The 19,410-nt window shown below is 58.1% G+C and carries 21 protein-coding genes and 1 other RNA gene; 14 read left to right on the top strand and 8 right to left on the bottom strand.

Features of this window, described 5'->3' with window-relative positions; translation table 11 throughout:
* Positions 1 to 32: 32 nt before the first annotated feature.
* The 5 genes from trxA (at position 33) to ACI2KB_RS13780 (ending at position 6,438) form a co-directional block, all read left to right on the top strand.
* Positions 33 to 362, top strand: a complete 330-nt coding sequence (trxA, locus tag ACI2KB_RS13800) for a thioredoxin TrxA (protein ID WP_081564805.1) — start codon at positions 33 to 35, stop codon at positions 360 to 362.
* A 227-nt stretch (positions 363 to 589) separates the two neighbouring features.
* Positions 590 to 1,849: a transcription termination factor Rho gene (rho, locus tag ACI2KB_RS13795; RefSeq protein ID WP_108236129.1), complete on the top strand. Its 1,260-nt coding sequence runs from the start codon at positions 590 to 592 to the stop codon at positions 1,847 to 1,849.
* Between the two features lie 116 nt (positions 1,850 to 1,965).
* On the top strand, positions 1,966 to 3,930 hold the full coding sequence (locus tag ACI2KB_RS13790) for an acyltransferase family protein (protein ID WP_404635337.1): 1,965 nt from the start codon (positions 1,966 to 1,968) through the stop codon (positions 3,928 to 3,930).
* A gap of 73 nt (positions 3,931 to 4,003) precedes the next feature.
* On the top strand, positions 4,004 to 5,470 hold the full coding sequence (gene ubiD / locus ACI2KB_RS13785) for a 4-hydroxy-3-polyprenylbenzoate decarboxylase (RefSeq protein ID WP_404635335.1): 1,467 nt from the start codon (positions 4,004 to 4,006) through the stop codon (positions 5,468 to 5,470).
* Positions 5,470 to 6,438, top strand: a complete 969-nt coding sequence (locus ACI2KB_RS13780; protein WP_404635333.1) for a CDP-6-deoxy-delta-3,4-glucoseen reductase — start codon at positions 5,470 to 5,472, stop codon at positions 6,436 to 6,438. Before ubiD ends, ACI2KB_RS13780 begins: the two co-directional genes overlap by 1 nt.
* Positions 6,439 to 6,446: 8 nt before the next feature.
* Here the strand turns inward: ACI2KB_RS13780 and ACI2KB_RS13775 are convergent, their stop codons facing one another.
* On the bottom strand, positions 6,447 to 6,926 hold the full coding sequence (locus ACI2KB_RS13775; protein ID WP_404635331.1) for a sn-glycerol-3-phosphate transporter: 480 nt from the start codon (positions 6,924 to 6,926) through the stop codon (positions 6,447 to 6,449).
* Positions 6,927 to 7,276: 350 nt separating this feature from the next.
* Here ACI2KB_RS13775 and ACI2KB_RS13770 point away from each other — a divergent pair, with 350 nt between their 5' ends.
* Positions 7,277 to 7,951 carry a gamma-glutamylcyclotransferase gene (locus ACI2KB_RS13770; protein WP_404635329.1) on the top strand — a complete coding sequence of 225 codons (675 nt, stop codon included), beginning with the start codon at positions 7,277 to 7,279 and terminating at the stop codon, positions 7,949 to 7,951.
* A 105-nt stretch (positions 7,952 to 8,056) separates the two neighbouring features.
* Here ACI2KB_RS13770 and glpT read toward each other — a convergent pair whose 3' ends face one another.
* The gene (glpT, locus tag ACI2KB_RS13765; RefSeq protein WP_404635327.1) at positions 8,057 to 9,406 is read right to left on the bottom strand and encodes a glycerol-3-phosphate transporter; all 1,350 of its coding nucleotides are present in this window, start codon (positions 9,404 to 9,406) and stop codon (positions 8,057 to 8,059) included.
* A 262-nt stretch (positions 9,407 to 9,668) separates the two neighbouring features.
* Between glpT and ACI2KB_RS13760 the strand changes: the two genes are divergently transcribed.
* The 3 genes from ACI2KB_RS13760 (at position 9,669) to ACI2KB_RS13750 (ending at position 11,865) form a co-directional block, all read left to right on the top strand.
* The gene (locus ACI2KB_RS13760; protein WP_404635325.1) at positions 9,669 to 10,310 is read left to right on the top strand and encodes a TonB family protein; all 642 of its coding nucleotides are present in this window, start codon (positions 9,669 to 9,671) and stop codon (positions 10,308 to 10,310) included.
* A gap of 47 nt (positions 10,311 to 10,357) precedes the next feature.
* Positions 10,358 to 11,005 (top strand): energy transducer TonB, encoded by a 648-nt coding sequence (locus ACI2KB_RS13755; RefSeq protein WP_404635323.1) that lies wholly within the window; start codon positions 10,358 to 10,360, stop codon positions 11,003 to 11,005.
* Positions 11,006 to 11,220: 215 nt separating this feature from the next.
* Positions 11,221 to 11,865 (top strand): TonB family protein, encoded by a 645-nt coding sequence (locus tag ACI2KB_RS13750; protein WP_404635321.1) that lies wholly within the window; start codon positions 11,221 to 11,223, stop codon positions 11,863 to 11,865.
* Positions 11,866 to 11,916: 51 nt separating this feature from the next.
* Here ACI2KB_RS13750 and ACI2KB_RS13745 read toward each other — a convergent pair whose 3' ends face one another.
* Positions 11,917 to 12,897 (bottom strand): NADPH:quinone oxidoreductase family protein, encoded by a 981-nt coding sequence (locus tag ACI2KB_RS13745; RefSeq protein WP_404635319.1) that lies wholly within the window; start codon positions 12,895 to 12,897, stop codon positions 11,917 to 11,919.
* 135 nt (positions 12,898 to 13,032) lie between these two features.
* Here ACI2KB_RS13745 and ACI2KB_RS13740 point away from each other — a divergent pair, with 135 nt between their 5' ends.
* Positions 13,033 to 13,446, top strand: coding sequence for a flagellar basal body-associated protein FliL (locus ACI2KB_RS13740; protein ID WP_404635317.1), 414 nt, complete (start codon positions 13,033 to 13,035; stop codon positions 13,444 to 13,446).
* A 113-nt stretch (positions 13,447 to 13,559) separates the two neighbouring features.
* On the opposite strand, the gene ACI2KB_RS13735 is transcribed toward ACI2KB_RS13740, so the two are convergent.
* Complete coding sequence (locus tag ACI2KB_RS13735; protein WP_404635315.1) at positions 13,560 to 14,009, bottom strand: EVE domain-containing protein; 450 nt, start codon at positions 14,007 to 14,009, stop codon at positions 13,560 to 13,562.
* 195 nt (positions 14,010 to 14,204) lie between these two features.
* Here ACI2KB_RS13735 and ACI2KB_RS13730 point away from each other — a divergent pair, with 195 nt between their 5' ends.
* Positions 14,205 to 14,357 carry a hypothetical protein gene (locus ACI2KB_RS13730; protein ID WP_404635313.1) on the top strand — a complete coding sequence of 51 codons (153 nt, stop codon included), beginning with the start codon at positions 14,205 to 14,207 and terminating at the stop codon, positions 14,355 to 14,357.
* 289 nt (positions 14,358 to 14,646) lie between these two features.
* Here ACI2KB_RS13730 and ACI2KB_RS13725 read toward each other — a convergent pair whose 3' ends face one another.
* The 4 genes from ACI2KB_RS13725 to ACI2KB_RS13710 form a co-directional block, all read right to left on the bottom strand.
* Entirely contained in the window at positions 14,647 to 15,273 is a 627-nt protein-coding gene (locus ACI2KB_RS13725) for a 5-formyltetrahydrofolate cyclo-ligase (RefSeq protein ID WP_404635311.1), read from the bottom strand.
* A 108-nt stretch (positions 15,274 to 15,381) separates the two neighbouring features.
* Positions 15,382 to 15,560: non-coding RNA, 6S RNA (gene ssrS / locus ACI2KB_RS13720), on the bottom strand.
* 31 nt (positions 15,561 to 15,591) lie between these two features.
* The gene (locus tag ACI2KB_RS13715; protein WP_404635309.1) at positions 15,592 to 15,909 is read right to left on the bottom strand and encodes a cell division protein ZapA; all 318 of its coding nucleotides are present in this window, start codon (positions 15,907 to 15,909) and stop codon (positions 15,592 to 15,594) included.
* Positions 15,906 to 16,115, bottom strand: coding sequence for a TIGR02449 family protein (locus ACI2KB_RS13710; protein ID WP_062379587.1), 210 nt, complete (start codon positions 16,113 to 16,115; stop codon positions 15,906 to 15,908). The genes ACI2KB_RS13715 and ACI2KB_RS13710 overlap by 4 nt, the downstream gene beginning before the upstream one ends.
* 150 nt (positions 16,116 to 16,265) lie before the next feature.
* Between ACI2KB_RS13710 and ACI2KB_RS13705 the strand changes: the two genes are divergently transcribed.
* From ACI2KB_RS13705 to ubiH, 3 genes are all read left to right on the top strand, one after another.
* Complete coding sequence (locus tag ACI2KB_RS13705) at positions 16,266 to 16,817, top strand: YecA family protein (RefSeq protein WP_404635307.1); 552 nt, start codon at positions 16,266 to 16,268, stop codon at positions 16,815 to 16,817.
* 70 nt (positions 16,818 to 16,887) lie between these two features.
* The gene (gene pepP / locus ACI2KB_RS13700; protein ID WP_404635305.1) at positions 16,888 to 18,222 is read left to right on the top strand and encodes a Xaa-Pro aminopeptidase; all 1,335 of its coding nucleotides are present in this window, start codon (positions 16,888 to 16,890) and stop codon (positions 18,220 to 18,222) included.
* Positions 18,219 to 19,406, top strand: a complete 1,188-nt coding sequence (gene ubiH / locus ACI2KB_RS13695) for a 2-octaprenyl-6-methoxyphenyl hydroxylase (RefSeq protein ID WP_404635303.1) — start codon at positions 18,219 to 18,221, stop codon at positions 19,404 to 19,406. Before pepP ends, ubiH begins: the two co-directional genes overlap by 4 nt.
* Positions 19,407 to 19,410: the final 4 nt, after the last annotated feature.

The following is a 19,410-nucleotide window of genomic DNA, read 5'->3' as shown; positions in this document are numbered from 1 at the left end:
CGTTTTTTTGCCTATGACCTCGGAGAATTCTCATGAGTAGCGACCTTATCAAACACGTCAGCGACGCGAGCTTCGAAGCCGATGTCCTGAAGGCTAGCGGCCCTGTGCTGGTGGATTACTGGGCTGAATGGTGTGGCCCTTGCAAAATGATTGCCCCGGTTCTGGATGATATCGCCGGTACCTACGAAGGCAAACTGACCATTGCCAAGCTGAACATCGACGAAAACCAGGAGACTCCGGCCAAGCACGGCGTGCGTGGCATTCCGACCCTGATGCTGTTCAAGGACGGCGAAGTCGCGGCGACCAAGGTCGGCGCACTGTCCAAGTCGCAGCTGCAAGCATTCCTCGACGCCAACATCTGATGGCGCTAAAGCCCCGCAAAACGCGGGGCTTTTTTCGGGCGTTGCACTAGACGCTCAGAAAATCAAGTGGTACATTCGGCCCCGCAACGGCTTCTCCGTTGCCCCCTGCATAGCCGTCGCCGACGTTCTCCTTTCGATTTGTACGCGATCCTGTCGCCTTCTCTGCGGCGCGGCCTCATTAAGCCAAAAGCTTAATTTCCCCTCATACATGATTACGTCATTCCTATATGAACCTGACTGAACTCAAGCAAAAGCCTATTACCGATCTGCTCGAAATGGCCGAACAGATGGGCATTGAAAATATGGCCCGTTCGCGCAAGCAGGATGTGATTTTCTCCCTGCTGAAGAAGCACGCCAAAAGCGGCGAGGAAATCTCGGGTGATGGCGTGCTGGAGATCCTCCAGGATGGCTTCGGCTTCCTCCGCTCTGCAGACGCTTCTTACCTCGCTGGCCCCGACGACATCTACGTCTCGCCAAGCCAGATCCGCCGTTTCAACCTTCGCACCGGTGACACCATTGTCGGCAAGATCCGCCCACCGAAGGAAGGCGAGCGTTACTTCGCACTGCTCAAGGTCGACACCATCAACTTCGACCGTCCTGAAAATGCGAAGAACAAGATTCTGTTCGAAAACCTGACACCGCTGTTCCCCAACGAGCGCCTGAAAATGGAAGCCGGTAACGGCTCCACTGAAGACCTCACCGGTCGTGTGATCGACCTGTGTGCCCCGATCGGCAAGGGCCAGCGTGGTTTGATCGTCGCGCCGCCAAAAGCGGGCAAGACCATCATGCTGCAGAACATCGCAGCCAACATTACCCGTAACAACCCTGAGTGCCATCTGATCGTTCTGCTGATCGATGAGCGCCCGGAAGAAGTGACCGAAATGCAGCGCACCGTGCGCGGCGAAGTGGTTGCCTCTACCTTCGATGAGCCACCAACCCGTCACGTGCAGGTCGCCGAAATGGTGATCGAAAAGGCCAAGCGCCTGGTCGAGCACAAGAAAGACGTGGTCATTCTGCTCGACTCCATCACCCGTCTGGCTCGTGCCTACAACACCGTCATCCCAAGCTCCGGCAAGGTACTGACCGGTGGTGTCGATGCTCACGCGCTGGAAAAGCCGAAGCGTTTCTTCGGTGCGGCCCGTAACATCGAAGAAGGCGGCTCGCTGACCATCATCGCCACCGCGCTGGTTGAAACCGGCTCGAAGATGGACGAAGTGATCTACGAAGAATTCAAAGGCACCGGCAACATGGAACTGCCTCTGGATCGCAAGATCGCTGAAAAGCGCGTCTTCCCAGCCATCAACATCAACCGTTCCGGTACTCGCCGCGAAGAGCTGCTGACGGCCGACGACGAACTGCAGCGCATGTGGATTCTGCGCAAGCTGCTGCACCCGATGGATGAAGTCGCTGCCATCGAGTTCCTGGTCGACAAGCTGAAAACGACCAAGACCAACGATGAGTTCTTCCTGTCGATGAAGCGTAAGTAAGACAGGCGCAAGTCATGCGTTGAGCGGCATACGCCGAACGGCGGTGGAAAAATGGTGCCCCTTTCGGCACCATTTTTTTCGGATTTCGAAAACAAGAAAGCGGGACAAGGAGCGTCATGCATACGTTTGGCAATCGTCGAGACATCGACGGGCTGCGCGCTTTGGCTGTCATTCCGGTGGTGCTGTACCACTTCGGATTTGGCCTCTTCAGTGGCGGCTTTGTGGGTGTCGATGTGTTTTTCGTCATCTCCGGCTTTCTGATTACCTCGATCATTTTTCGGGAAATCAGCGCGGGACGCTTCAGTTTTGTCGATTTCTGGGCGCGTCGCGCCCGCCGCATCATTCCAGCTCTGAGCGTCATGATGCTCGCTGCGCTGGCGGTCGGCTGGGTGCTGATGCCCGCCAATGACTACTCGCAGCTAGGCCGCGCAGTGCGGTATCAGGCGATGTTCGTCTCCAACATTCTGTTCATGCGCCAGGACGGGTATTTCAACCCTGCATCGGATTTCAAACCGCTGCTGCACACCTGGTCGCTGTCGGTCGAAGAGCAGTACTACATTCTCTTTCCGTTACTCATGGTGCTGTTGACCCGCTATCTCCGGCATTGGCGCTGGATATTGTTGGGCCTGCTGATTGTGTCGTTTGCGCTCAACATCGCGGTGATCAAGCGTCAGCCCGATGCGGCATTTTTCCTGTTGCCGATGCGTGCGTGGGAGTTGCTGTGCGGCGCGATGCTGGCGGTGTTTCCGGTGTCTGATCGCAAATTCTCGCCATGGCTGTATCAGGGCGTCAGTCTGGCCGGGCTGCTGGCCGTGCTGTACGCCATCTTTGGACTCGACAAATACACGCCGTTTCCCGGCTGGGCCGCATTACTGCCCGTGTTGGGCGCGACGGCGATGATTTGGGCCAACGGGCACGCCTCGACGTGGGCGGGGCGTCTGTTGAGCGGGCGCGCGATGGTTGCTGTCGGTCTGATTTCCTACTCGTGGTATCTGTGGCACTGGCCGGTGTTCGTCTACGCCAACGCCGTTTCGGTCGATGGTATGCAGGCGTTGGAGGCGAGTGGATGGGTCATCCTGACGTTGGTGCTGGCATGGCTCAGTTGGCGTCTGATTGAATTGCCGTTCCGCGAAAAACGTCTGTTGGCAGGGCGCAAGCCGGTATTGTTCGCCGGTCTGACAGCACTTTTAGTGATCGGCTTGGCAGGGCAGGTTGTGCGCTCCGGCGATGGCATTCCTGATCGACTGTCAGGGCAGGCGCTGCAATATGCGCAGGCCCGAGACTGGCAGCGAGGACAAAAAGAGTGCTTGCTGCAGCGCGACAGCGAAGACATGAGCAAGATCTGCCGTTTCGGTGGCGACGAACAGACGCCTCCGATGCAACTGGTCTGGGGCGACAGCCATGCCGCCGCGCTCAAGCCTGCCATTGAAGCTGATGCCGAGCGTTATGGCATCCCGGTGTGGTTAGCGAGCCTATCAGGCTGCCTGCCGATTCTGGGGCATGAAACGCGCCCGCAATGTCAGGATTTCAATCAGGCCACGCTGCAATCCATTCGCGAACACAAGATCCGAGACGTTGTGCTCGCGGCGCGCTGGAGCCTCTATCTCTACGGCGAAGAAGACGGAGACATGCAGCATGTGCTGTACCGCGATGACAGTCGCGCTATTGCGGAACAGGAGATCGCCAAAGACCTGAGCGCCATGGTGCGCAGCGTGCGAGAGACCGGCGCACGGGTTTGGATCTTCAAAGAGGTGCCGTTGCAGCGACAGGGGACGGTGGCGCGTTTGGCCAGTCTGGCGATGGTGGGCCGGTCTGCCGAGAAGCTGGGGCGGCCGATTGCCGAGCACCTGGCGCGTCAGCGGTTTTTCAATCAACTGTTTACTCAATTGAGCGCGCAGGACCCCAACGTTCGGGTTCTGGATCCGACGCCCTTGATGTGCCCGGATGGCGTCTGTCGCGCCGAATTCGATGGCTATTCGCAATACATGGACGAAAATCACCTCTCCGACAAGGGCGGTGAGCGCATGAAGCCTTTATTGGCGCCGATATTCTTGAGTGAAAACGCCGTTCGGGGCGGATGATTGCGTGTCAGGCTGCTGCCGTCGGCCGCGAGAGCAGGTAGGATGTGCGTCTATTTGTTAAGTGGCCGGGTTAATGAAATTCAACGACCTACGGGATTTCGTGCAGCAGCTTGAGCAGCGCGGAGAACTGAAACGCATCCAGGTACCCATTTCGCCTGTGCTGGAAATGACCGAAGTCTGCGACCGGACCCTCCGCAACAAGGGACCGGCCCTGCTGTTCGAGAAACCCACGGGCTTTGATATTCCGGTGCTCGGCAATCTGTTTGGTACGCCCGAGCGCGTGGCCATGGGCATGGGCGCGGAATCTACCGAAGAGCTGCGGGAAATCGGCAAGCTGCTGGCCTTCCTCAAAGAGCCCGAGCCACCGAAGGGGCTGAAAGACGCCTGGTCGAAGCTGCCGATCTTCAAAAAAGTCATTTCGATGGCGCCGAAAGTCGTCAAGGACGCGCCTTGCCAGGAAGTGGTCATCGAAGGCGATGACGTCGATCTGGGCATGCTCCCGGTGCAGACCTGCTGGCCCGGCGATGTCGGACCGTTGATCACGTGGGGGCTGACGGTCACCAAAGGCCCGAACAAAGAACGCCAGAATCTGGGCATCTATCGCCAGCAAGTGATTGGTCGCAACAAGGTCATCATGCGCTGGCTCAGCCATCGTGGCGGCGCGCTGGATTTCAAGGAATGGTGCGATAAGCATCCCGGACAGCCTTTCCCTGTCTCGGTTGCGCTGGGTGCTGACCCTGCCACCATCCTCGGTGCGGTCACACCCGTCCCGGACAGTCTTTCCGAGTATGCGTTTGCCGGTCTGCTGCGGGGCAATCGCACAGAACTGATCAAATGCCGGGGCAACGACCTGCAAGTGCCATCAAGTGCGGAAATCGTGCTCGAAGGTGTGATTCATCCGGGCGAAATGGCCGATGAAGGCCCTTACGGCGACCACACCGGCTATTACAACGAGGTCGATCGCTTCCCGGTGTTCACCGTCGAACGTATCACCCATCGCATCAAGCCGATTTACCACAGCACCTACACCGGACGCCCGCCGGATGAGCCTGCGATTCTGGGTGTGGCGCTGAACGAAGTGTTCGTGCCAATCCTGCAAAAGCAGTTCCCGGAGATCACCGATTTTTACCTGCCGCCGGAAGGCTGCTCGTACCGCATGGCCGTCGTGACCATGAAGAAGCAGTACCCAGGCCACGCCAAGCGCGTGATGTTGGGTGTCTGGTCGTTTTTGCGACAGTTCATGTACACCAAGTTCGTTATCGTCACCGACGACGACATCAATGCGCGCGACTGGAATGACGTCATCTGGGCAATCACTACGCGCATGGACCCCAAGCGCGACACGGTGATGATCGACAACACGCCGATCGACTACCTGGATTTCGCGTCGCCAGTGTCCGGGTTGGGTTCGAAAATGGGCCTTGATGCCACGCACAAATGGCCGGGCGAGACGACGCGTGAGTGGGGGCGTGCCATCGTCAAGGATGACGCCGTTACTCGCCGTATCGATGAAATCTGGAATCAGCTGGGAATAGATTGATGCGCGTAACCTTGCAGCCGTCGGGCGCAGTACTTGAGACATTGCCCGGCGAGCCTATCCTCGATGCCGCCCAGCGACTGGGCTACGAATGCCCACAAAGCTGCCGCAACGGCAACTGCCACATTTGCTCTGCGCTGCTGGTGGAAGGCAATGTCGAACAGGCTGGCGAATTGCGGGGGCACGGCGAAATCTACACCTGCATCGCGGTGCCGCAGCAAGATTGTGTGGTGGTGTGGGACAGCGTGCTGCCGCTGGGCGAGTTGCCAGTGCGCAAGTTTGGCTGTCAGGTTGCCGAATGCGTCGAAGTGGGCGGTGATGTCTGGCGTGTCACGTTGCGCGCCCCGGCAGGCAAGCCGCCGCGCTATCACGCCGGGCAGTACCTGATGATCGCGCGGGACGACGGTGAAAAATCAGCGTTCTCCATGGCATCTTCCCCAGAAAGCGGCCGGGATCTGGAAATTCATGTTCTGGCGCGAGAAGCCAGCGCGCAAAACCTGATCAAGCAGCTTCAGCGCGACGGTACGGCCCGCGTTGAACTGCCGTTCGGTGACACTCATCTGGGTGAGCTGCCTGACGGCCCGCTGGTGTTGATCGCTGCAGGCACCGGCATGGGGCAGATGCACAGCCTGATCGAGCACTGCCGCTCCAAGGGTTTTCCCTATCCCGTGCATGTTTACTGGGGCGTGCGTCGTCCGGAAGATTTCTACGAACTCAAGCATTGGGATGAGTGGAAAACCCTGCCCAACCTGCACCTGCACAAAATCGTCAGCGATCTTTGCGGATGGGAAGGGCGCTGTGGTCTGCTGCATGAGGCGGTCTGTGAGGACTTTGCGGACCTGAAGTCGATTCAGGTCTACGCCAGCGGGTCGCCCAATATGGTCTATTCGACCCTCGACGCATTGGTGGTGGCGGGCATGGACGCTCGGCAGATGCGTGCGGATGTGTTCGCCTACGCCCCTCGTTCCTGAGTGCGCAATTAGAACCTGAGTCCGACGTTGACCATCGCGGCGGAATTGCCCAGCAGCTCAAGCTCGGCGGTCACAGGCTTGACGCTGACGCCCACGCCGGGAATCAGCGCAGGCGCGATGCCGAAGCGATTGAGTGGGATTTTGTCGCGATATTCGCCTTTATAGCCATACAGCAATCCGCCTGTGAGCTTGGCATAAAACGGATGAAGGCTGCTGTTAAAGCGCTTTCCGCCGTAGGCATAAATGGATCGCTGATCGAACGAGTTGCGAAAAAACGCCGCGCCATACAGCCACCCCGACGCCTCATTGCGCTCCAGACCAATGAGATTTTGATGATTGTTGTGCTCTGGGGACGGCGAGAAATGGCGCGTGTACACGCTCGTTTGTAACTGCCAGAAACCCTCGTCCTTCGATGCCTCGACAGGCTGCTCGGCCGATGCCGTGCCGCCCAATAAAATCAGGGTCAATGCCATTTTGAATCTGTTCACGTGGTGTCTCTTCGCTCATTAGCGCGCACGAGGCGCGAACGAGCGGACTTATACGTAAGCAGGCTCTTGGCTCGTAAGCTGAACATTCCGACGTTGCTGTAGGAATCGTCTGATTTTTGCTCGCCGACAAATGGTCAATGCCCCACAAGCCCCGTCCAGCCGGGCGGTGCGTCGCATGGAGTGCGAATTGCATCGAGAATTGGGCACTGTCTGCTTTTCTGGCGTGACGGATTGCGTCAGGGTTGAGTCTGATAGGGCAAATGGTCGTGATGTGGAACGCCTGCCGTGCGCGACCTGTTTCACGTGTATTCAGCGCAAGGCCGATCTTTTCAGGATCGGAAGGACGCCAGATGGGGAATCAAATCAATAGCTTGGTGGCTGCCGTTCATGACGGATTGGGGCTTTCCTATCCCCCGGTCATCGACTTGGGGCCGAAGCTGACCCATGAGCAACTGCTCGCTTCCATGCACGCCACTCTGTCGCGTCATGAGGGTGGTCCGGTGTGGTTGTTCGCGTATGGGTCACTGATCTGGCGCCCCGAATGCTCCGCAGTGGAGCGTCAGCGCGGTCGAGTGCATGGCTACCATCGCGGCCTTTATCTCTGGTCTCACGAGCATCGCGGCACGCCCGAGCAACCGGGTCTGGTGTTTGGTCTGGATCGTGGCGGCTCTTGCAGCGGATTCGCTTACCGCCTGCCTGAAGAAAACATCGAAGAATCGCTGTTGGCGTTGTGGCAGCGGGAAATGCCATATCCCTCATACCGTCCGCACTGGCTCAGTTGCCGACTGGAAGATGGCACCAAGGTGCAGGCGTTGGGGTTCGTACTTGAAAGGCATCTGCCCAGTTACGCCGGTAACTTGCCAGACAGCGTGCTGACCCAAGTCCTGGCCAGCGCCAGTGGGCGCTATGGCACTACGTGGGAGTACGTCGAGCAGACCATCCACGCGCTGCGCAATCACGCGATGCCTGATGTCAGTCTGGAGAAGCGCTTCAAGCGCTGCAGGCCGGTGTTGTTGGCGGTTTGATCCTACGGGCTTGCGGTGATCTCTGTAGCAGCATGGCTTGCTGGCGTCGGCGATGTTGAGTACGCCACCGCCAGCAGCCGGACTGCTACAGAAAGACCTCCGGCTTTAAGCCATCGCCTCCCGCGATTGACTCGCCACCCGCGTATGTCGCAGCGTCGGCGCCAGGAACACCATCGACAGCACACAAGCACTGACCAGAATCACGAACCCGCCATCCCAGCCAAAGTGGTCCACGGTGTAGCCCATCAGCGCACTGGCCGCGACCGAGCCGCCCAGGTAGCCGAATAGCCCCGTAAAGCCCGCCGCCGTGCCCGCTGCCTTCTTCGGCGCCAACTCAAGCGCCTGCAAACCAACCAGCATCACTGGCCCGTAAATCAGGAAGCCGATGGAGATCAGCGCGATCATGTCGATGGTCGGATTGCCCGGAGGGTTGAGCCAGTACACCAGCGTTGCCACGGTCACCAGCAGCATGAACACGATGCCGGTCAGGCCGCGGTTGCCACGGAAAATCTTGTCCGACATCCAGCCACACAGCAGCGTGCCTGGAATTCCGGCCCACTCGTAGAAGAAGTACGCCCACGATGTTTTATCGACATCGAAGTGCTTGGCTTCTTTGAGGTACGTGGGTGCCCAGTCCAGCACGCCGTAGCGCAGCAAATAGACGAACACGTTGGCCAGCGCGATGTACCAGAGCATTTTGTTGCGCAGCACGTATTTGACGAAGATTTCCTTGGCGCTGAATTCTTCTTCGTGGCTCGCGTCGTAGCCTTCCGGGTAGTCGTTCTTGTACTCCTCAACCGGTGGCAGGCCGACCGACTGTGGGGTGTCGCGCATCGTGGCGAAAGCGAACAGCGCCACGAACAGCGCAACGGCTGCAGGCACATAGAACGCCGCGTGCCAGTCGTTGGTCCATCCCAGACCGAGCAGGAACAGCGGACCAATCAGACCGCCACCGACGTTGTGCGCCACGTTCCACACCGACACCACGCCGCCGCGCTCCTTCTGCGACCACCAGTGCACCATCGTCCGCCCGCTTGGCGGCCAACCCATGCCCTGCGCCCAGCCGTTGATGAACAGCAGAATAAACATGATCGTCACGCTCGACGTCGCCCAAGGCGCAAAGCCGAACACGAACATCACCAGCGCTGAAATAAGCAAGCCAAACGGCAGGAAGTAGCGCGGGTTGGAGCGATCCGACACCAGCCCCATCAGGAATTTAGACAGGCCATATGCGATGGCAATCGCCGAAATCGCCACCCCCAGTTCACCCCGGGTGTAGCCCTGATCGATCAGGTACGGCATGGCCAAAGAAAAGTTCTTGCGCAGCAGGTAGTAACCCGCATAACCGAAGAAGATGCCCGCAAAAATCTGCCAGCGCAGGCGGCGATACGTAGGGTCGACACGCTCGGCAGGCATGCGGGCCTGATGCGCGGCAGGTCGGAAAAAGGCAAACATCGACACACTCCAGATTGTTCGTATTGTTATGCGAAATCGAATATTACATTTTCATTACAGAAAATAGGAAGGCTTCTCAACGACGAAAATTCCGGAATGAGGCGGTTTTTCGTGTTGGATTACGAACATGGCGCGAGTGTGTATCCGAGGGTTACTGCTTTCAGAAGCGTCCTACTTGAGAACCGGAATCGATCACCTTACTGGCATTGAGCCCACGGCCTACCATCGCTGCCATTGATAGATCAGCTTTTAGGGGGTGGGTGTGGAAATCATCGCGTTTATTTGGTCACTGCTCTTTCAGTCCGAAGCACAGCCAGAAGAGTGGTTAGTGCCCATTTCCTCTCCCTCTCCGGTGTACCCCGGACACCTCTCGCGTGCGGAGTACGTAGGTAAGGTCCGCGTTTATCTTGAACTCGGTGACACTGGCGACGTTCTCGGCGTTCGTACCGTGGAGAGTTCACATCCCGACTTTGCTCGCGCGGTCACGCAGGCTACTAAGCAATGGCGATTCAAGCCTTGGATGGTTTCTGATACGCACCCGCCGACAACCGAGGTGATGCTTCTGGTGCTTTTCGGCGGACAGGAGATCGAAGCGTTTTCACCTGACGTCACGGTCGGTCTGGAAAGCGTCCTCTGCACTTATCTGAATAAGGAAGTGTCCCTCAGTCGGTTGGACTATCCCTTGGCACCGCTCAGAGATGTCGATCTGTTCGCCTACACCCTCGAATCTCTGAATGGCGCCTATGTGAAGGCGAAGGTGCCTGACCTGGCATCCCGAAAAGACTTACTTCAGCAAATGATCAGGGCGACTCCAGCAGTTGCCGAGCAATGTCGCGCTCATCCCGAGCGACGGTATATCGATTTCCTGCCCAAGGATGTGCGAACAGCGATCAGTTGGGCCTGAAGTAACCCACTGTCTGAGACATGATTAAAAATGAACGGAGTCAAGACGTGGCAACGACGAAATCGTATCTGTTAAGCCTGCTGTTTCTGGTGGTCGGCGCACTGGAGGCAGCGCCCGAAAAAGAGCTGGAATTTGACGTACAAACAGCTCCTCGTTTCCCTCGTTCGCTTTATGAGGAAGGTGTGTCAGGCGTGGTGATCATGGAGTTCAGCGTACGCAATGATGGCTCAGTCACTGACGTGAAAGTTGTCGACAGCTCGCACGTCAAATTTGCCCAGTCGGCAGTGCGAGCAGTGGCCCAGTGGCGCGCCCAACCTTGGCAGGTAAAGCCTGGTTTACCGGGCGTCCGGACCTTCAGGGAAGAACTCTATTTTAGTCATTCCAAAGAAGGGAGTAACCCGCATCGCTGGGTGCGCCAGAGCGTCCGCAGGGCGTCTTGTACCAAATTCAATAAAGCGATGGCCGACTTCCAAGCCCATTCGCCCGAGCGAGCGTGGGTCGACATGCACTATTTCGCTTACACCTTCAAAGTGCTGGCGAGATCGGCGACTCGGCTAAAGATGACCGACGAGCAAAGAGAAGAGACGGGGGATGCGTTGGTTGCCGCTGTCCCGCAGATTGTCGCGATGTGCAAGGCGCAGCCGGAGATGCGTTATCGGGATACGGTGCCGGAAGAGATTCGGGGGATGCTTTGAACGGGTGGTCAGTAGGGCCCGAATGATAAGAGTTCAGTGAAGTATTGACCTGATATCGGGCAATACAGAAGTGTAAGTGCAAGTCGAGAGCCAGTATCTGGTCGCGAAACTGAATTCTAACGAAATTTTATTTTTCGAAGCGGGAGATAGCTATGAGGTGTCAAGTTTCAGAGGTGAGCCAGAGGCTGAACTGCGCTCAGTTTCAAGAAGTAATAATGGCAGTAGTGAAGGTGTTATCTATTTCGGTCGCGATGCTGATATCTGCGAGAGTAGACGCAAACTTCAAAATTGAACCGATAGGCGCGCCTGTCGTGAAATTTCAAGGTGATGCACCAAGCGACACGCGCAGAGTTCAGGTGGAGTACACCGTACATTACGACGGGCACATTACCGACGTTGAAGTCATGACTCCTACCGATGCGGCCTTCGAAGAGGCCGCCAAGGCGGCGGTTTCCGAATGGAGGTTCAAACCTTGGCCTCGGGATGGTAATCCTGAAGCAGTCAGGCTTTCCGTTATATTGAATCGAGGAGAGGCCGGCGGATTGAGAGCTGCATTCAGAAGAAATGTTCTGAATTTAAAGTGTGACGATCTCAATAAAAGGATCGATGAAGCTAAAGTTAAAGACCCCGGTTTTAACTCGCGTAAATTAGATATTTATACGGAGTCTTCCGTTGTTTTGGATCTGCTACCTCGTCCTGGTAATAATATTTCTTATCAGGAAGCAGAAAGCTGGAGGATGTATTTTAGCGGAGTTTTCCCGAGCGTTTTGAGGGGGTGTCGGGCTAACCCTTCGTCGCTTTACATAGACCAGTTGCCGGAACTTATGCGGCGTCGACTCCCACAGGCTGTAACTCAGTAGTAACAGCCCGCTCTACTTTAAACAGGCCCGTTGTACTACGGGCTTGCGCGCTTATCGCCTCACCTTCACCACCACCTTCCCAACCGCCTTCCTTTGCCCCAACGAATCAATCGCTTCCCCCGCTTTCTCCAGCGGATAAACCTTAGACACCAACGGCTTCAACTTCCCTTCCCCAAACCACGCAAACAACTGCTGAAAATTCGCCGCGTTGTCCTGTGGCTGCCTCTGAGCAAACGAACCCCAGAACACGCCGACCACTGACGCGCCTTTCAACAGGGCGATGTTCACCGGTAGTTCGGGAATCCGCCCGCTGGCGAAGCCGACGACGAGGAGGCGGCCGTTCCAGGCGAGGGCGCGGGCGGCCTGGTCGAAGAGGTCGCCGCCGACGGGGTCATAGATGACGTCCACGCCGTTACCGTTGGTGAGGCGCTTGAGTTCGTCTTTCAGGCTGGCTTCGCTGTAGTTGATGAGTTCGTCGGCGCCTGCATTTTTGGCGACCTCCAGCTTGTCGGCACTGCTGGCGGCCGCGATCACGCGGGCGCCCATGGCTTTGCCGATTTCAACGGCTGCGAGGCCCACGCCGCCGGAGGCGCCGAGGACGAGGAGGGTTTCGCCGGGTTGCAGGTTGGCGCGCTGTTTGAGGGCGTGCATGGAGGTGCCGTAGGTCATGCTGAATGCGGCGGCAGTGATGAAGTCCATTGCCTCGGGGATGGGTAGGACGTTGTAGCCTGCGACGGCAATCTGTTCGGCGAAACTGCCCCAGCCGGTAAGGGCCATGACGCGGTCGCCGACTTTCAGGTGGCTGACTTTCTCGCCCACGGCTGCGATAACGCCCGAGGCTTCGCCGCCCGGCGAGAACGGGAAAGGTGGTTTGAACTGGTATTTGCCTTCGATGATCAGGGTGTCGGGGAAGTTGACCCCGGCGGCGTGCACGTTGATCAGGATTTCATTTTTCTTTGGCTCAGGCGTTGGAATATCTTCCAGCACCAGGTTTTCGGCGGGGCCAAAGGCTTTGCAGAGCACGGCTTTCATCGAGGGCTATTCCTTTTCCGGTGATGGCCGATAAGTGTAGGTAGAGGGGATTTGGGGTCAATGAGCATGCCCCGGCCTGATAGGCGTGCATAAGCTGAAGTAAGCTATGGCGCGAACCGGATTGAGGAGCGAACTGTGAAAGCGTGGATTTTGATGTTGTTGGCGTTGTCGATGCCTGTGGTGGCCATGGCCGAAGAGGGCGGTGGCGAGAAGGAAGACCCGAACAAGGTGTCCTACGTGGCTCTGACCCCGCCGTTCGTAGGCAATTACGCGCTGGACGGTGGGCCGAAACTGCACGTCTACAAGGCTGACGTGGCCCTGCGTGTCACTGGTGCTGAAGCGCAGAAGCTGGTCAAGGCCAATGAGCCGCTGATTCGTAACCAGTTGGTTGCGCTGTTCACTCAGCAAACCGTCGACAGCATGAGCAACGTGGACGCCAAAGAGAAACTGCGTCAGGAGGCGTTGAAGCAGACTCAGCAGGTGTTGAGCCAGGAGACCGGCAAACCTGTGGTGGATGATTTGCTGTTCAACAACTTTATTGCGCAATAAAGGCTGCAGTGGAACGGTAGGAGTGAGCTTGCTCGCGATAGCGCCGGGTCAGATGGCATGTCAATCACTGACACTACGCAATCGCGAGCAAGCTCACTCCTACACAGTCGATATCAGCGCAGCGCCAGCACTGCCGCCCACTGTTCGGGCGTTACAGGCATGACGGAAAGCCGACTGCCTTTTTGTACGAGAGGCAGTTGCTCCAGTGCTGTCTGCTGTTTGAGGTAGCCCAGGCTCAGCACTTTGGGGAAGGTTTCGACGAAGCCGACGTCAATGGCGCTCCAAGGGTTCTTTTCTGCGCTGGCCTTCATATCGAAGTAATGGCTGCTCTTGTCCAGCGCTGTAGGGTCCGGGTACGCGGCTTCGGTGATTCTGCCGATGCCCGCAATACCTGGCTCAGGGCAGCTTGAGTGATAGAAAAAGAACTCGTCGCCCACCGCCATCGCACGTAGAAAGTTGCGCGCCTGGTAATTGCGCACGCCGTCCCATCGGGTTTGGCCGAGCTTTTGCAGGCCTCTGATCGACAGTTCGTCGGGCTCGGATTTCATCAGCCAATAGGCCATTTTCTGGGGCTCCTGGAGGTGGTCTGGACAGGTTGTCCGACGCTTTTATGACAAACCGACAGTCGGTTGACGCCAGTATTTGCGTGTTGGTTCACGTTCACGCAGAATGCCGCAATTTTAAGCGCTACACCGTTACGGGCCTATTGAAACACGCCACGGACGACAGGTTTTTGATGTGCCAAAGGGGGGCAATCAATGCAACGCAAGCCGGATTTACTATGGATTTTGGTCATTTTGTTCGGCTTGGGTATTGTCACCACCGGTTACGCGCAAAGTCTGTGGGCTTCCAAAACCGATGCACCGGTTGAGATCACTCAGCAGCAGCAACAGCAGCCGTTTCGTCGTTGATGTTGCATCATCTGCCGTAAACACTTCCTTGCCGACTTGATTGCCCTCGTGGGAGCCGGCATTGCTGGCGAATGCGGCTTGTCAGTTCATGCATGTGTCAATGATCCACTGCTTTCGCCAGCAAGCCGGCTCCCACAGGTTCGGCGTCGAACGTAATGTTTGGATTCTGCGCGGTTATTGTGGGAGCCGCCTCTGGTGGCGAATGAGGTTGGACAGCCAACATAGAATCTCCCACAAGCACCGCATCCAGCACGCAAGCGTGCGGAGTCGCTGTTAACGAAACGCTCTGCTACGCCAAGTACCAGCGCTTGTCCGACACCGTTCCCTGCAACGGCACATCCCAACTGGCCACCGCCAGCTTTTCGACCTTCTGACATTCATGAGCCAGCCCTAGCAAAACCGGCTTCTGCCAGGCTTTGCGACGTGCGCGATACGCCAGGCTACGGTCATAGAAACCGCCGCCCATGCCCAATCGACCGCCCTGATCGTCGAAACCCACCAGCGGCATCAAAATCAGATCCAGTGCCCAGATCTTGTATTGCTGACGTGGGTTGATGTGTGGCTCGGGGATGCGAAAACGATTGGGTCTGAGCCGATCGCCCGGCTTGATGCGCTGAAATACCATCTTGGTGCGCGGCCAGGGACTCAGCACGGGGAGGTACGTCTTCTTGCCTCGACGCTGCGCTTCGCGCAGCAACAGTCGCGGGTCGATTTCGCCGTCCATCGGAAGGTAGAGCGAAACATGCCGGGCGCGCCGAAAAAGCGGGTGTTGCGCCAGTTGCCGGTACAAACCCTGCGCCGCTTGTCGTTGTTCGGCGCGGCTGAGTGAGCGGCGGGCCTTGCGCAACAGGCGACGTAATTGCGGGCGGGAAAGGGTCGAGGGATCGTTCAGGGAAGCAGCGCCAGAAGAGGTCATGCGGCGGGTCCGTGATTTTTGAGCATGGCTTTGGAGAAGAGCGTGAAGCCAGAACGACTCACGATCCCCACCGCCAGACCGGCGGCCTGGCGATGGGTTGAAGATTCGAGACTCCCCGACGAACCGCTGTCGGTGTAGCCCTTGAACCCGAAAGTTCAAGGTGGAGATTGCAGGAGGCTTTAAGGCTTTCCGTCGAGCGGACATGCACACCAACCCCAACGTGCAACCCCCGTGGTTGTGCGTATCGGCTCAGGGACATGACCGACTGGCAAGCACTCCAGGGAGCGGGCGCCAGTATACCGAATGATGTTTGAACAATCAGCCTTGTGCTTTATCCGAATCCGTGGCAAGGGCCAGATCCACGCGTTCGAGCAGGTCACGCACTTGTTCGCGGGTCGCGCCGCCGGTTTGCGATTCAGGGCGCTCCTGTTTGTGCAGCAGATCGTGAGTGATGTTCAAGGCTGCCATCACTGCGATGCGGTCGGCACCGATGACTTTGCCGCTGCTACGGATTTCACGCATCTTGCTGTCCAGATAGCGTGCAGCGCTGACCAGGTTGGTGCGCTCTTCCTGAGGGCAGATGATCGAATACTCTTTGTCGAGGATTTGCACAGTGATGCTGTTGCCGTTACTCATGAGTCTTGCTCCAGGGCCTTGAGGCGCGAAATCATCGACTCGACCTTCTGCCGGGCGATTTCGTTCTTTTCAATGAGGTGAGCGCGTTCCTCGCGCCAGGTTTTTTCCTGAGCTAATAGGAGTCCGTTTTGGCTCTTTAGTTGCTCGACACGGTTGATCAATAACTCCAGTCGGGCCATCAGCGCTTGCAGGTCGTTGTCTTCCATCGTTTTCCACTGATTATTTTCTGATGAGTGGTGCAGGAGCTGGCGTCAGGAGTTGCCTTCAATGTCGCCTGGATAGCTTGCGCGCGTCTGCCGGTGCTACGATACAAGGCCTTCATTCTAGACATTGCGCCGCTTGGCGCCTAGTTGCCCATGCCTAATCAGAATTCCCCGTACAACGCCTTCGCCACCTTGCTCAGTGGCGCAGGCCATCCCGTTTCCCCCGCCGAATTGCACGGTCTGTTGCTGGGCCGCAGTTGCGCGGGCGCAGGCTTCGATCCCGAGGGTTGGTTCGACGATGCCCGGGACCTGTTGCAAACCGAGCCTGAAGAGCGTGTTCGTCAGGCATTGATCGGCCTGCAGGAAATGGTCAAAGCCGAACTGACGGGTGACGACATGGCGGTCGTTTTGCTGCTGCCCGGTGATGACGAGCCTCTGGCGGCACGTGCTGCCGCGATGGGGCAGTGGTGTCAGGGTTTCCTTCACGGGTTTGCGCGCATCGGCGGTCAGTCCATGAGCGAAGACGCCCAGGACGTGCTGCAAGACCTCGCGGCCATCGCCCAGATCCAGGACACCCTGGAAGAGTCCGAAGACGGCGAGAGCGATTTCATGGAAGTCATGGAATACCTGCGCGTCGCGCCGCTGCTGCTGTTCACCGAGTTCAACAAGAAGGTCGACCCTGAGCCGAAGCCTTCGCTGCACTGATTGCTCATCGCTGCCGTCCGGTCATTGCGCGCGATGACCGGAGCGCCCCTCCGGAGGACCCTGATTGCCCATGATCCGTATCCCGAAAGCCGAATACGCCCGTCGCCGCAAAGCCTTGATAGAGCAGATGGAGCCCAACAGCATTGCCATTTTGCCCGCCGCGGCGGTGGCGATTCGCAATCGTGATGTTGAACATGTGTACCGCCAGGACAGCGACTTTCAGTACCTGAGCGGTTTTCCCGAGCCCGAGGCGGTCATCGTGCTGATCCCCGGTCGGGAATATGGCGAGTACGTACTCTTTTGCCGCGAGCGCAATGCCGAGCGCGAATTGTGGGATGGTCTGCGTGCCGGGCAAGAGGGCGCGATTCGGGATTTTGGTGCTGACGATGCATTCCCGATCACCGACATCGACGACATCCTGCCGGGCCTGATCGAAGGCCGCGACCGGGTGTATTCCTCGATGGGCAACAACCCCGAATTCGACCGCCATGTGATGGAGTGGATCAACGTCATTCGCTCCAAGGCGCATCTGGGCGCGCAGCCGCCAAAGGAGTTCGTTGCGCTGGATCATCTTCTGCACGACATGCGCCTGTATAAATCGGCGGCAGAAGTGAAGGTGATGCGCGAAGCGGCGCAAATTTCGGCGCGTGCGCACATTCGGGCGATGCAGGCCAGTCGCGCTGGACTGCACGAATTCAGCCTGGAGGCCGAGCTGGATTACGAATTCCGCAAAGGCGGGGCGAAGATGCCTGCTTATGGCTCCATCGTTGCGTCCGGCCGCAATGCCTGCATCCTGCATTATCAGGAAAACGATGCGGTGCTGAAGGATGGCGATCTTGTGCTGATCGACGCTGGGTGTGAAATCGACTGCTACGCCAGTGACATCACACGCACCTTCCCGGTCAGCGGCACGTTCTCGGCGGAGCAAAAAGCGATCTATGAGCTGGTGCTCAAATCTCAGGAAGCTGCGTTTGCCGCGATCAAGCCGGGCAATCACTGGAATCAGGCCCACGAAGCGACCGTGCAGGTGATCACTGCCGGGCTGGTCGAGTTGGGGCTGCTGCAAGGCAACGTCGAAGAGCTGATTGCCAGCGAGGCGTATAAAGCCTTTTACATGCACCGCGCTGGGCATTGGTTGGGCATGGACGTGCATGACGTCGGCGAGTACCGGGTGGGTGGCGAGTGGCGCGTGCTGGAAGTGGGCATGGCGCTGACCGTCGAGCCTGGCATCTACGTGGCACCGGATAATCAAAATGTTGCGAAGAAATGGCGCGGAATTGGTGTGCGAATCGAGGACGATGTCGTGGTGACCAAAAAGGGCTGTGAAATCCTGACCGGCGACGTGCCCAAAACCGTCGCCGAGATCGAGGCTTTAATGGCCGCCGCACGAAGCGAGGCCGCATGAGCCGTTTCAGTCTGGCCATCGTCGGTGGCGGGCTGGTGGGTGCGAGCCTCGCATTGGCGTTGCAGGCCGGTGCGAAGGCGCGGGGCTGGAAGATCGTGATGATCGAACCCTTCGCCCCCGGAGACACCTACCAGCCCAGTTATGACGCGCGTTCGTCAGCGCTGTCGTTCGGTGCGCGGCAGATCTATGAGCGCTTGGGCCTTTGGCAGCAAATCAGTCGCCGCGCCGAGCCGATTCTGCACATTCAGGTGTCCGACAAGGGCCGCTTTGGCGCAACGCGCTTATCAGCAATACAAGAGGGCGTTCCCGCGCTGGGTTACGTGGTGGAAAACGCCTGGCTCGGCCAGTGTCTCTGGCAGGGACTGGACAAAGACGTCATCAGTTGGCGCGTGCCAGCCGAAGTCAAACAGATGCAGGCGCTGCCTGACGGCTATCGCCTGACCTTGAATGACGAAAGCGAGCTGGACTGCGACCTTGCCGTACTCGCCGATGGCGGACGCTCCAGCCTGCGTGAACAACTGGGCATCGGTGTGCGCACCACGCCCTACGACCAGCATGCGCTGATCGCCAACATCACGCCGGGCGAGGCCCATTGTGGTCAGGCCTTCGAGCGCTTCACCGATGAAGGGCCGATGGCGCTACTGCCGCTGCCGGAAAACCGCTGTGCGTTGGTCTGGACCCGCACGGGCGATGATGTAAAACGCTTGCTGGCGCTGGACGACCGCAGCTTTCTCAACGAATTGCAGGGCATTTTCGGCTATCGGCTGGGCGCGTTGAAGCAGGTTGGCGTGCGCCATACCTACCCGCTTTCGCTGATTGAGGCCGAAGAACAAGTACGTTCGAATCTGGTGGTGCTGGGCAATGCTGCGCACAGCCTGCACCCGATTGCAGGGCAGGGTTTCAACCTGTCGCTGCGCGATGCGGCGTCCTTGGCCGAAGCCTTGCTGGCCAGCGATTCGGCCCCCGGAGATCTGGCGACCTTGCAGAGTTATCGCGACCGTCAGTATCTGGATCAAAAGCTCACTGTGGGCTTCTCCGATCAGGTCACGCGCCTGTTTGGCAGTCGTCAGCCGGTGATCACAGCGGGCCGCAACATCGGCTTGCTGGGTCTGGACCTATTGCCATCGGCCAAGAGCTGGTTTGCCCGTCAGGCCATGGGGCTGGGGACGCGGGCCGATGTTTAACCCC

It is taken from the genome of Pseudomonas sp. NPDC088444, assembly GCF_044900175.1.
Taxonomy (GTDB): Bacteria; Pseudomonadota; Gammaproteobacteria; order Pseudomonadales; family Pseudomonadaceae; genus Aquipseudomonas.
This window is presented reverse-complemented; position numbering and strand designations above follow the sequence as displayed.